The 11,377-nt window shown below is 41.1% G+C and carries 14 protein-coding genes and 1 pseudogene; 4 read left to right on the forward strand and 11 right to left on the reverse strand.

Going from position 1 to position 11,377, the window contains the following annotated elements; genetic code table 11:
• The first annotated feature begins 503 nt into the window (after positions 1-503).
• Entirely contained in the window at positions 504-629 is a 126-nt protein-coding gene (locus tag IQ242_RS26685; RefSeq protein ID WP_255520613.1) for a hypothetical protein, read from the forward strand.
• 453 nt (positions 630-1,082) lie between these two features.
• Entirely contained in the window at positions 1,083-1,301 is a 219-nt protein-coding gene (locus IQ242_RS07290; protein ID WP_002769327.1) for a DUF2283 domain-containing protein, read from the forward strand.
• A 57-nt stretch (positions 1,302-1,358) separates the two neighbouring features.
• Here the strand turns inward: IQ242_RS07290 and IQ242_RS07295 are convergent, their stop codons facing one another.
• The 5 genes from IQ242_RS07295 to IQ242_RS07315 all read right to left on the reverse strand — a co-directional run bounded on the left by IQ242_RS07295 (position 1,359) and on the right by IQ242_RS07315 (position 3,291).
• A complete protein-coding gene (locus IQ242_RS07295) occupies positions 1,359-1,619 on the reverse strand; it encodes a hypothetical protein (RefSeq protein ID WP_052278228.1) in 261 nt (86 codons plus the stop codon).
• A 346-nt stretch (positions 1,620-1,965) separates the two neighbouring features.
• Positions 1,966-2,295: a type II toxin-antitoxin system PemK/MazF family toxin gene (locus IQ242_RS07300; RefSeq protein ID WP_193959514.1), complete on the reverse strand. Its 330-nt coding sequence runs from the start codon at positions 2,293-2,295 to the stop codon at positions 1,966-1,968.
• On the reverse strand, positions 2,282-2,488 hold the full coding sequence (locus IQ242_RS07305) for a hypothetical protein (protein WP_193959515.1): 207 nt from the start codon (positions 2,486-2,488) through the stop codon (positions 2,282-2,284). Before IQ242_RS07305 ends, IQ242_RS07300 begins: the two co-directional genes overlap by 14 nt.
• Positions 2,489-2,798: 310 nt before the next feature.
• Positions 2,799-3,071 carry a DUF2442 domain-containing protein gene (locus tag IQ242_RS07310; protein WP_216851996.1) on the reverse strand — a complete coding sequence of 91 codons (273 nt, stop codon included), beginning with the start codon at positions 3,069-3,071 and terminating at the stop codon, positions 2,799-2,801.
• Entirely contained in the window at positions 3,052-3,291 is a 240-nt protein-coding gene (locus IQ242_RS07315; protein WP_193959516.1) for a DUF4160 domain-containing protein, read from the reverse strand. The genes IQ242_RS07310 and IQ242_RS07315 overlap by 20 nt, the downstream gene beginning before the upstream one ends.
• Positions 3,292-3,453: 162 nt before the next feature.
• Here IQ242_RS07315 and IQ242_RS07320 point away from each other — a divergent pair, with 162 nt between their 5' ends.
• A complete protein-coding gene (locus IQ242_RS07320) occupies positions 3,454-3,615 on the forward strand; it encodes a hypothetical protein (RefSeq protein WP_193959517.1) in 162 nt (53 codons plus the stop codon).
• 152 nt (positions 3,616-3,767) lie between these two features.
• On the opposite strand, the pseudogene IQ242_RS07325 reads toward IQ242_RS07320, so the two are convergent.
• Positions 3,768-4,818 (reverse strand): annotated as a pseudogene (locus IQ242_RS07325) (transposase).
• 414 nt (positions 4,819-5,232) lie between these two features.
• Complete coding sequence (locus tag IQ242_RS07330) at positions 5,233-6,630, reverse strand: amidase (RefSeq protein ID WP_193959518.1); 1,398 nt, start codon at positions 6,628-6,630, stop codon at positions 5,233-5,235.
• A 142-nt stretch (positions 6,631-6,772) separates the two neighbouring features.
• On the opposite strand from IQ242_RS07330, the gene pyrR reads away from it, so the two are divergent.
• A complete protein-coding gene (gene pyrR, locus IQ242_RS07335; protein ID WP_002769862.1) occupies positions 6,773-7,306 on the forward strand; it encodes a bifunctional pyr operon transcriptional regulator/uracil phosphoribosyltransferase PyrR in 534 nt (177 codons plus the stop codon).
• A gap of 16 nt (positions 7,307-7,322) precedes the next feature.
• On the opposite strand, the gene IQ242_RS07340 is transcribed toward pyrR, so the two are convergent.
• The 4 genes from IQ242_RS07340 to IQ242_RS07355 form a co-directional block, all read right to left on the reverse strand.
• Positions 7,323-7,598: a GlsB/YeaQ/YmgE family stress response membrane protein gene (locus IQ242_RS07340; protein WP_172967336.1), complete on the reverse strand. Its 276-nt coding sequence runs from the start codon at positions 7,596-7,598 to the stop codon at positions 7,323-7,325.
• Between the two features lie 14 nt (positions 7,599-7,612).
• Complete coding sequence (locus IQ242_RS07345) at positions 7,613-7,849, reverse strand: CsbD family protein (protein ID WP_052278120.1); 237 nt, start codon at positions 7,847-7,849, stop codon at positions 7,613-7,615.
• A gap of 271 nt (positions 7,850-8,120) precedes the next feature.
• Positions 8,121-8,903, reverse strand: coding sequence for an endonuclease/exonuclease/phosphatase family protein (locus IQ242_RS07350; RefSeq protein ID WP_193959519.1), 783 nt, complete (start codon positions 8,901-8,903; stop codon positions 8,121-8,123).
• 351 nt (positions 8,904-9,254) lie between these two features.
• On the reverse strand, positions 9,255-10,871 hold the full coding sequence (locus IQ242_RS07355) for an ABC transporter substrate-binding protein (protein ID WP_193959520.1): 1,617 nt from the start codon (positions 10,869-10,871) through the stop codon (positions 9,255-9,257).
• Positions 10,872-11,377: the final 506 nt, after the last annotated feature.

The following is an 11,377-nucleotide window of genomic DNA, read 5'->3' on the forward strand; positions in this document are numbered from 1 at the left end:
TCAAGTTTTTATTCAGGACGAATGTACTGATTAACTAATTTTTTGGGGAAAATTAGTTGACCCATCATTATAACATATAATTAATTTGCAAGAGTTCTAATGCAATTTTTAAGAGGGGTTAAAAGCCCCTTCTTCGCTTGGGTAGATAGTGCGATCGCCAATCACGTAGGATACATCCCATGCACCTTTTGCTTTTTCAAAACACTTAAATCCAAATTGCGATGCCTTACATTGCCCTAACATCTCCCGCATCATTCATTGCCCATACTGTCAGGAATTGTTATCGTACCCAAATCAGAGCGATAAAAACCTTCATCAATCAACCAATATATACCGAAAAATAGGGCGATCTTGGAATTTTAAATAAAACCCCTACCGCATAGGATACTAACGAATATAATCACAGAGTAAAGCATAATCTCGTTCATCTCGAATTAATGGCATATCCAGCCCGTTGAAATTAGCTGATAAAATTAAAAAGGAAACCAACCAAACAGCAAACCATGCTAAAAACCATCGAAGGCATTTATCAGGATGGACAAATCCGCTTCACCGAACCACCGCAAGATATTGGCGATCGCATTAGAAACACCTTCATCCAGTGCGATCGCCGTCTTCTGGTTAATTAAACTTTAAAATTGCGATCATTTTGGTTTTTGAAAGAGCGATCGCCGTGTTACCCTAGTGGACAGAAAGTAATCTACAAGCTATCAGTTAAAGCCATGAGTGAAGCAGTTGTGACACTTCTTAGACAGTTCAAAAAACTTTCAGTCAGAGAAATATCTAAGTTCCTTGCTTTAATTCAACGATAATAAGTCTCCCTTACTGACTACAACCATTTCTAGGCCACAATATACATTTACTAACTATTTTGAAAATGATGTTTTAACAAAACGCCCTTACCTCAAAAAAGAATGGTGTATTTACGTTATCGAAAACCCTATTCGCTGTGAACCTCAAGAAGATAATCGTTTTCGCTTTTGGGCGCAGATAAAAGAATTTGGCGATCGATACCTGAGAGTCATTACTCTAGAAGATAAGCTGACTATCCACAACGCCTTTCCAGACCGGAGCTTTAGACCATGAAGATTAACTACTACCCAGAAACAGACTCCCTTTATATCCACCTTGCAGACAAATCCAGTGTTGATAGCCAAGAAATTTCAGAAGGAGTCGTTGCCGATTATGATGAATTAGGGAACCTAGTCGGTTTAGACATTGATAATGCCAGCAAAAAAGTGCAACTCGGTGAATTTATTATCAATCAACTCCCCCTCGTCCCCCTGAAGACATCTGCATAAGTTTAAGTAAATTAGGGAGAAATGAAGCGGCGATCGGCGTGTTACTCTAAATGATTTTTAGTGACCACAACTTTTAACCCATTCCCTTAACTCATCCTCATCAATTTCTTCCTCTGCTTCAACCCCAGTTATCCATTCCTGCGGATCACCTAAATTTTCCAATCTCTTAATGGCTAAAGCTTCTGCTGATGATATTGCAGGGTCATCTTCCAGAATAATAATAACCTCTACTTTTCTTCCAGGGAAAAGCTGATCTGAATGAATTTCTAGACGACCATCTGACTGAACAAAAATTGTTTGACGAATCGCTTGAGTCATTAGTAACCTCTTGGCTTTTGCTGATGTTAATGTAAGCTAAAAATTTACCTTCAGTCATCAAATTCAATTTTTTTTAGACTGAGTATGCTATCTAATACCATTTTTCTTTATTCGTGGCAGACATTCTACTCCTTTCTCCCAAAAAGGGAGAAGGGTTGGGGGTGAGGGAATTAACCATCTCTGCCATTACTTTAGAAAAATGGTATAACAAGTCTTTTTACTCTTGAATACGACATATTTTTATAATATTACGTTACGCCATGCCGACCAATCTTGCCGTTGCTTGAACTGTCAAAACAGTGCGATCGCTATCTTCTTGTTAATTAAACTTTAAAACCGCGATCGCCTAAAATTGAGGTTTAATATAATCGTCCCAAACTTTAAGTAGATGGACAGCATCTTCATTTGAAATCCTTCCCAATTTAGCAAGCAGTAAGTTTTTTTCTAAACAATCAAGACGGGATAAACGTACAGTAGAGGGAACCCTCAAACCACTATTGGCCCAATCTTTTAATAACATATCTGTTTGTGTTCGGGGCATTGCTGAGGTTACAGCCGTTACAATAACGTCATCTCCATCAACCCAAAGAATCAACACAGGTCTTTTTTTTGATGATGTACCATCAGTAAATAGAATTTTGGCAACCCAGAACTCACCTCCTTTAATAATCGTCATATAAACCTTCGTCTTCTGGGGCATAACTATTCAGAAAAGAAGAATGAAGGCGATTGCTAACTAAGGTTTGGGGCTGAATAGTAATCACCCACTTCCCTTTACCAATTCCTTGCACAATAGAACTGGGAAGATTGAGTTGCTCCCCTTCTTCAATTTCTACTTCAAAAGCTAATTTTAATAACTGATTTTTCATAAAGCAAAAGCACCTATAATATTGAAGATATTAGCACAGCGCGTAGCAGCATCAGAGATCGCCATCATCAAAAGTGAAAATGACTCGGCTTTGCAATCAAGCATAAGCTAACTGTTCCTGATCAGAAGCCCCAATCAGTCCTTCCTCTGAAGAGATTGTAACATCAATCCCTCACATTCTTAAACCTTTGGCGATCGCATTAGAAACCCTTTCATCCAGTGCGATCACTATCTTCTTGTTAATTAAACTTTAAAACAGTGCGATCGCCTACGCCAACCCATCCTACAATTGCTTGAACTATCAAAACAGATTAGAAAGGCGGTAACTGAAAATGACCAGCGACAATTCCAGGAACGGTAATATCCTCATCTAATTCTTCCCACCGTAGAGCATAGCCATTTACTTCAACCTTAACTGCAGCCAATTGCTCATTCGTTGCTTGTTTCAAAATACGGAAGCGATCGCCAGGAAAACCAATAATACGTCCATCACTGAGTTCAACGTATATCATGCGTTCTTCTGCCCAGGCTCGAATCGCGGCAGGCTCAACAGTCATTGTAGGATTAATGTTTGTGGAAATCACGATAAGCACTCCTTAAAAGGTCTTGATTTTTATAAACTAGCCTCTCTACTTCCCGTAGCTCATGGGAAGGAATACCACGATTGGAAGCTAAAATGATTATCGGTTCAAGCCAAAATTTACATTCACCATCAGGAGAACGTACATGAATATGTGGCGGTTCGGAACCTTCATCGGAATAGAAGTGAAACCGAAAATGTCCAATTCTAATGACCGTTGGCATTCAGTGAAATTCGTAATCATTGAGAGTTGCTGGTTCTTTATTCTAGTCGGAAATTGTGGCGATCATTGTCGCACCCCAATCAGACCGATAAGGACTTTCATAGTGATCGCCAATCGCGTAGGGTGCAATTAACGCACCTTTTTATTTTTATTGGCCTATTATATGCGTTCTTTATCGAAAGCCTCAATTAATAATATCTATTCAGGAGACATTGTAACATCAATCCCTCGCATCCTTAAACCTTTGGCGATCGCATTAGAAACCCTTTCATCCAGTGCGATCACTTTAGTCTTGGCAACTGCGATCGCTGGTGGGCATTGTTAAGTTTTCTTGAACGGGCGATTTTCGTGATCAAGAGTAGAACCATCAATATTTATGATTCGGTTGGCTCTTGGTATGATACGAATGTCTGTGGATAAATGGGTGTTATATAGGACTTACGCATTGACAGGATTTTCGTAATATGCATTTGAACTTCAGACTATTCTTGCCAAATTATTGAGGTCAAGGAAGTTGGACTCTAAATTATTAACAATAAAAGAGCGGATGACCTCAGTAAATAACTCCCTTTGTCAAGAATACCAATTGACAATTTGCGCTTTAAATCGGAGTAATTCTAATTGTACGAATCCCCGAATGGCACAAAATATGTGAGTTCTTATGGCCTGACTCTCTCTCACTTGAAAGCGCTCAATATTACACACTTGCTTTAACGCTCGATGGTACTGCTCAATTCCCCAATGTTGGTCGTGAATCTTTTTAAATTCTGACCAATCGATTGAGGATAGTTCCTGAAGGTTCGGAACGAACATAGTATAGTAACGAAATTCGTTTTTGAAGACCGTTCTAAATACCTTGACTTGCCCCACTTGTTTCAGGTAAACAATTAATCCATCGGTGGGAATATCTAAGCTTTGAACTTGAACATATTTTCCTCCTCGTTCAACCGAGACTGACCGATTCGCCTCCAGAGCAAATAGACCCCCAAATTCCTTGTCTTTAAGAACATTCAGGTTTTCTTTAGAAGCGTACCAACTGTCTCCAGTAACTATCGATGGCTTCAGTCCCCAAGCTTTTACTTCTGCCAACATCTCTAAAAAATATTCATGTTTTGTCTTTCCTTCCTGTTTATTAACAATTCGGTAATTGACGGGAACTTACACCCCCTTAAGGTCAGTATAATATAAGGTAACAACGTTAATTCCTTTGACTGTTTTTTTATGTTTGCCTGACCAAAAATAATCGATTAACTCAGCTTTCTTCGGGTCACTATAAAGCTTGTCAACTACCATGTCATCGACACTGAGTGTCCCCCCTTCAAGCTCGATTTGAGAAGCTACTTCATCAAACAAATCCTTGGAGGTATAGTTCTCCCGCCACAAGAAACGATTGACGCTGTCATGGGACAAGTCCTCCAAAATCCGAAGCTCACCGAACACAGCTTATATATTTAGGCTCACAGAGCAAAAATAAGGTGTAAATTTGGAGATTGCACTTGGCGGTCTTTGGCTTGGTAATCGTTCTCATGCGCTGTCTTGTCAGAAGAGACTCTCTTCGATGAGGAAATCAAATCTGAGAGGGTTTTGTCAAGAGGTCAGGCGATAAATTGTATCCTTAGCTACCAAAATTAGAGGATGCAAATTTGAGCCTTTTTGTCAATGCGTAAGTACTAAATTCCTTCTTTCAAAACTATACCTATCAATCGTTTCCCCTTTTGGCTCTTCTGGTTTCTGTGTGGAAATGAGGTCTATACTGATAGTTTATTTAACAAAATAGTCCTAAAAGTCTTTCCCAGTAAACATTTCACGATTTCATAAGCAAAAATTATCACACAAAGTCGAGAAGAGCCCCCTTTTTTTAAGTTTCTTCTCTTTTTGTTAAGAAAGATCTGACTAATGGATAGCTTAATAAGGGGGGTGTCTGACAACTTTTAACACCTACCTACTTAAAATTAGCAGTCAAACCGAAAGGATTAGCTGCCTCTAATTGTGCCGATAAACCTAACAAAGTGATTTCATCAGCAGGTTTACCCACTAACTGAATTGCCACGGGTAAACCCTGACTATCAACCCCTGTGGGTAAAGCAATCGCGGGTAAACCACTCGCATTAGCAATCGGAGAAGGAGCAATCCAACGAATTATATTATTAATCGCTTCTTCTGGTGGTAAATTTTCCCACTCACCAATTCCGGGGGGTTGATGTAGAAAAATTGGCAAAAGTAAGACATCAAAATTATCAAACATCGCCACAATTTGCCGCGAAATAACGTGCATCTGCCGCACCGCTTGCAGGTATTCCCCCGCGCTGCCAGAATTGTCCAATAACCATTGGTTAAGAGGACTTAATAACTCCCTGGCAATTCCCGTCGCTGCCGTCCCCGCTTGCCAAATACGGCGAAAAGGAGCGATTAAAGCCTGTAAATCGGGAGAATACTCCGTTAAGTGATGCCCCATACCCTCTAAATTTTTAGCAGTCTCGATCACAGCATTTTTATAGACGGCAGCCGCTTCGCCGAAGGGGGATATGGAAGTAGAAAAAGCGATTCTTAGGGGTTTTACGGCTCTCTGAGTGGCTTCTAGGAAAGAAAAGGGCGGATCGGGTAGCCAGTAGGGATCGCCCGTCGTATAGCCCGAAATCACGGTAAGCAGCGCCGCGCCATCTGCCACCGTCTTAGAAAGAGTGCCGTTAGTGGCGATACCGCTTTGAAATTCCCCCACCGGGGCATAGGAAACCCGCCCACGACTGGGTTTTATCCCCACCAAACCGCAACAACCCGCCGGAGTACGAATGGAACCACCACCGTCGGAACCCTGGGCAATCGGGCAGAAACCCGCCGCTACCGCCGCCGCCGCACCGCCACTGGAACCTCCTGCGGTATAATTGCGGTTGAAGGGGTTACGAGTCGGCAAAAAACCCGGATTTTCGGTGTAGGGAAAGGAACCTAGCTGGGAAGTGGCAGTTTTGCCCAGAAGGATAAAACCCGCCATTTTCATTCTGGTGACGATTCCTTCGTCGTATTGGGCGATATTTCCCTGTAAGGCGGCGACTCCGTAACTAACCGGCATTCCAGCGACGGCATTTAAGTCTTTAATGGCGGTGGGAACTCCAAAAAAAGGCGGTAATTCGGCAGTATCGGTGATTTGACTTAATTGTTCCGTTTGGGCGCCCGCGGTTGCTAGGGCGCTTTCCCCGGCGACATGGACAAAACCACCAATTTGACTGTCAAATTTTTCAATTCTGTCGAGGTATAAATGGGTTAATTCTAGGGGGGAGATTTGTTTAGTGCGAATCAGTTGGGCTAATTCTAGGGCAGATTTTTGCAATAATTCATCACTCATGAGCGATCGAGGTAAAATAGGTAAGTGAAAATAATTATATTCGTTAGTGGGAAGATGGTTTTAAAAGAAAAAAGAAAAAGTAAAAAAAGACCATTACTGTAAAAATTTCCCTATCCCCTATCCCCCCTTGTCTTGGAAAATTATGACCTCACAGTTAATTGAAATTCTCTCGGCTGACGAAATTCGTCGCACTATTACCCGTTTAGCTTCAGAAGTTATCGAAAAAAGTGGCGATTTAAATAATTTGATTTTGATCGGTATCTACACGCGAGGAGTGCCTTTAGCTAATTTAATTGCTAGTCAAATTGAGAGCTTAGAAGGGGTAAAAGTTCCCGTGGGAGCGATCGATATTACCTTCTATCGCGACGATCTTGATCGCATTAAAACTCGCACTCCTGCTAAAACCAAAATGCCCCTAGATGTCACGGGAAAAACCGTGATTTTAGTCGATGATGTTATCTATAAAGGTCGCACAATCCGCGCCGCTTTTAATGCTATTATTGAGTATGGCAGACCGCAAAAAATCCGCTTATTAGTCCTCGTTGATCGTGGTCATCGGGAATTACCAATTCACCCGGATTTTACGGGCAAAAAACTACCCACCGCAGCCGAGGAACAGGTAAAGGTTTATCTACAAGAGATTGACGGCAAAGATGGGGTGGAATTAATCAAATAAAGAGGAGTTAAGACTATTAGCGAGGAAGGAGTTTGGTAACTAATCCCCAGAGGAAAATAAACAGGATTGCCCCGATAATAGCCACAAAAATACCCGGTATGCTCAAGCTAGAACTCCCTAGAGCAAAACTGCCAGTTTGAAGCAAATTTAACAGGGTTCCCCCCACAAAAGCCCCGATAATTCCTAGCAAAGTCGTGGCAAAAATACCACCCCCCTGTCGCCCAGGATAAATAGCTTTTGCGATCGCACCAGCAATAAAGCCCAAAATTATCCAAGAAATGACATTAATCATGATTTTAATCCCGTTCAGTTAATTTTGTCTTTGATGTTTTCGATTGCGTCCTGGGCAGCGTTTTTCATGTCCTCCAACAAATTTTCTGCCTTATCTTTGACATCAGCTGCCACGTTCATTGCCGCTGCTTGTACCTGCTTTAATTCTCCTTCTGCTTTCATTTTCTCGTCGCCAGTTAATTCTCCAGCAGCCGATTGTACTTTCCCCTCGACATTTTTGGCAGCCGCTTTCATTTTGTCTTCGATGCTCATAAATTTTTCCTCGGTCAAGAAATTGTTCTTGTTATTTTTATAACACAAATGCGGTAATTACTGCCCTTTAAAAACTTAAATAAATCTTAAGTTTTTGGAAATAATTATTATTGGTTTCGCCATTGAGAGCGATCTATATCTGGCAAGGCTTGCGCTTATTGTTAATTTTTTTGTCGTTTAAAAAACTTAACAAATTTAACCATCGAATCACCAGAGCCGGCTGAAGCTTTCAGCCTCTATATATTTGCTAAATAAAAAAAATCATCTATTTTTAGGGCAAGGTAAAAGCAGCAATTACGGGATAATGATCGGAAGGAATAAGATTCAACCAACGAGAACGATCGACTTTTGCCCAATCTAACTGTAAACGGTTATCATAATAAATTGTATCGATGGCTAAATAAGGGGTATCGGTGTAATTATTAAAGCTCATTTGTTCGGCTAATTCCAAATCGGCTAAAGCATCCTTTAATCTAATTTCTGACTGGAGAGGTTGAGTTAAAATCTGACGGGGTAATCGTTGAGAATTAACATTAAAATCGCCCGTTAAAAATAGGTAATCTTTTGTTAAATCTAGTTGACAAAAATGCTCCTGTATGCACTTAGCACCTAAGTCCTTAGCCTTGTCGCTATAGTAATCGAGATGGGTATTATAAAACTGCAAAGTTTGCCCCTCAAGAGTGCGAAATTTAGCCCCCGTTACCATGCGGGGATAAGGATTACCCCAAGCTTCAGTGATACTGCCAACAATATCGGGAGTTTCTGATAGCCAAAATTCGTATATTTCTAAACATTTTAACCGACTTGGTTGATATAAAATCGCACAATGTTCATCTAATCCTGTCCCTCTGCGATCGCTGCCTAAACTTTGGTATTTTGGCAATAAACGGTGTAGATCCAATAGTTGATTAGCGCGAGCTTCCTGAGTACCAATTATATCGGGAGAATAGTGAGCAATTAAAGCCGCTACTGCCTCCCTTCTTACTCGCCAATTACGCTCATCGGTATCGGGTTTATCGTAGCGAATATTAAAGGACATTGCTGTTAGTTTCATAGGAAAATGGAGAATGGGAGAGATGGAAGGGAGAAGGAAGTGGGGAGTTTTGTCAGTGAACAGTAAACAGTAAACAGTAATCAGTGAACTGAAAACTCACATCTGATAACTGAAAACTCACATCTGATAACTGAAAACTCACATCTGATAACTGATAAGTAGGTGGGTGGAATTAAATATAAGATGAACGTAGGTTGGGCTTCGGCCGTGAGCTTTTGCCGAACGGTTGAAGCATGAAACCCAACGCCCGATTGTGTTACGCTACCGCTAACCCATCCTACAAATAATTGTGCCTCCCTACTTAACTGATAACTGATAACTGATTCAAGGCTGACTCCTAATAATTAATTATCAGGATTTTTTGGCGATTGTCCAAAAGGGAAAAGTCTGACTGGGATTGATGATAACTCCCGTGATGCCATTGCGAGCAAAAGCGTATTCCTTGGTGTGCCAAAGGGGAATATAGGGAACTTCATCGGCGAGAATTTCTTGAATTTTGCCAAAAATCAGCTTTCTTTTAGCTGGGTTACTTTCCCGACGGGATTGGGCGATTAATTGATTCATTTCTTGACTGTAAAAAAATGAGCCTTGACTTTGCGATCCTCCCTCTTCGCATCCAGTTTCTGGGGACCCTTTAGCACAATCTAAAAAGGGATAAATATAGTTATCTGCATCCAAAAAATCGGGATACCAATTAGATAGAGCAGTGGTATAAAGTCCCTGGCTAATATTACGGAAAAAGGCTGCTCCTAGGATACTATTAGGTTCAAATTGAATCATATTATCTAAATCCCGTTTTGCTAGAGCTTTCATCACCGCCGCCACGCTGCTGGAAGTGATCGATCCCGAGGAGTGCCAAACTTCTACAATTGCCGGTTTTTCTGGACTATAACCAGCAGTTTTTAGTAATTGTTTTGCTTGCTCTATATTATGGTTGCCATAGCGCTCTTTAAACACCGGTTGTGACTCGGAAAAAGTAGTAGGAATGAGACTAAAAAGAGGTATCCCTTGACCTTGTAAAATGCGATCATTAAGTAAATCTCGATCGACTAGAGAAGCAATTGCTTGTCGCACTAAAATATTATCGGTGGGTTCACTTTTGAGATTGACGCTCATAAAGTTAATTGCTGCCCCAGAAGATTCGAGCGCTTGCCATTTTCCCTGAGCTGCTTCTGTGCGTAATTTTCTCACTTGAGGAGGCAGTAAAGATTGATAGGCAATATCCACCGCTCCCGTCTGAAAACCGTTGAATAAATTGGCAGGATTCGAGAGATAAATTTGCACATTAACTCCCTTATTTTTGGCCGGTTCTCCCCAATAGCGATCAAAGGCTTCTAAACTAAAAGAATCGCTAGTAACTGCTTTTAATCGATAATGTCCTGTGCCGATAAATTCTTCGGGTTTAAATTTGCCCTCGCCAATTTGATAAAATTTTGGTGAAACTGCACAGGCTCCGGGATAAGCTAAAAGAGCGGGAAAGGCGGCAAAAGGTCTGGTTAATTTAATAGTAATTTCGTCTTCTTTGCTGGCGGTAATTTTATCAATTGTATCCCGGAGAAGAAAGGAAGGTTCCCCACCATTTTTGATAAATCTTTCTAGGGAAAACTTCATCGCCTCTGCGTTAAAAACCGTGCCATCATGAAAGATAACTCCTCGACGTACTGGGATAGTATAAGTCAAACCATCGGGGCTAATTTGGGGTAATTCCGTGGCTAGGAGAGGCTTTAAATTAGTGGTTCCTTCGGCGTAGGTGTAGAGAGTTTCACCGAGATTATAAATAATAAAAAGTCCCGCTAACTCATAACTATCGGCCGGATCGATAGAGCGTGGTTTTAGGGTTGTCCCAATCATCAAGCGATCGCTATCTCCTTGGGGTAAATTGGAATTAGTGGACTGACAGCCCACAGTCAGAAGAAGACAGAGGCAAAATAAACTTAAATAGCGATAAAGTTGGCGTAAAGGTCTCATCGATAGCGATTAACGGCAGCTAGGTATCAATCAATCCTATCATTTTTGAGCATAATCTTTTCTTCTAGGTTCGCTGAAGGAAGTAGGTTAATTGCTTAATTGGTTGGGTAAAATTCTTCAATAGCTGGACTGATTACCCAGACAATTAAACTAAATTTTCCGGTCGAGGATGGCAAAAACTTGCTCAATTTGGCCAAGAGGAAGACCCTGGGCAGAAAAGGTGTTAAATGGTTCAGAATAGCTGGAGCTATGGAGGCAGATAGCAACCGATTAGAAACTCATCTTCTTTTATCTATCAGCCATTTAAGTAAGTAGTTATAATTAAATTGAAGATAGATTTTGCCTCTGATCCCCCCTGCCCCCTTGATAAGGGGGGTGCCGATCCCCCCTTAGTCCCCCCTTGATAAGGGGGGTGTCTGATAATTTTTAACGACTACCTACTTAGGTTACTCCTGTCCCTTCCAAACAAGCTCGATCGAAAATTGCCCCCGTGGTTAGGGCCGGGG

The sequence above is a fragment of the Microcystis sp. LEGE 08355 genome (assembly GCF_015207185.1).
GTDB classification, from domain to species: domain Bacteria; phylum Cyanobacteriota; class Cyanobacteriia; order Cyanobacteriales; family Microcystaceae; genus Microcystis; species Microcystis panniformis.

What these genes read in the sequence shown, in the direction of transcription:
- pyrR (WP_002769862.1), top strand. Translation starts at nt 6,773, where the DNA reads ATGACCTCACAGTTAATTGAAATTCTCTCGGCTGACGAAATTCGTCGC.
- IQ242_RS07350 (WP_193959519.1), bottom strand. Translation starts at nt 8,903, where the DNA reads ATGAAACTAACAGCAATGTCCTTTAATATTCGCTACGATAAACCCGAT.
- IQ242_RS07330 (WP_193959518.1), bottom strand. Translation starts at nt 6,630, where the DNA reads ATGAGTGATGAATTATTGCAAAAATCTGCCCTAGAATTAGCCCAACTG.
- IQ242_RS07345 (WP_052278120.1), bottom strand. Translation starts at nt 7,849, where the DNA reads ATGAGCATCGAAGACAAAATGAAAGCGGCTGCCAAAAATGTCGAGGGG.
- IQ242_RS07315 (WP_193959516.1), bottom strand. Translation starts at nt 3,291, where the DNA reads ATGCCAACGGTCATTAGAATTGGACATTTTCGGTTTCACTTCTATTCC.
- IQ242_RS07320 (WP_193959517.1), top strand. Translation starts at nt 3,454, where the DNA reads ATGCGTTCTTTATCGAAAGCCTCAATTAATAATATCTATTCAGGAGAC.
- IQ242_RS07300 (WP_193959514.1), bottom strand. Translation starts at nt 2,295, where the DNA reads ATGACGATTATTAAAGGAGGTGAGTTCTGGGTTGCCAAAATTCTATTT.
- IQ242_RS07340 (WP_172967336.1), bottom strand. Translation starts at nt 7,598, where the DNA reads ATGATTAATGTCATTTCTTGGATAATTTTGGGCTTTATTGCTGGTGCG.
- IQ242_RS07305 (WP_193959515.1), bottom strand. Translation starts at nt 2,488, where the DNA reads ATGAAAAATCAGTTATTAAAATTAGCTTTTGAAGTAGAAATTGAAGAA.
- IQ242_RS07355 (WP_193959520.1), bottom strand. Translation starts at nt 10,871, where the DNA reads ATGAGACCTTTACGCCAACTTTATCGCTATTTAAGTTTATTTTGCCTC.
- IQ242_RS07295 (WP_052278228.1), bottom strand. Translation starts at nt 1,619, where the DNA reads ATGACTCAAGCGATTCGTCAAACAATTTTTGTTCAGTCAGATGGTCGT.
- IQ242_RS07290 (WP_002769327.1), top strand. Translation starts at nt 1,083, where the DNA reads ATGAAGATTAACTACTACCCAGAAACAGACTCCCTTTATATCCACCTT.
- IQ242_RS26685 (WP_255520613.1), top strand. Translation starts at nt 504, where the DNA reads ATGCTAAAAACCATCGAAGGCATTTATCAGGATGGACAAATCCGCTTC.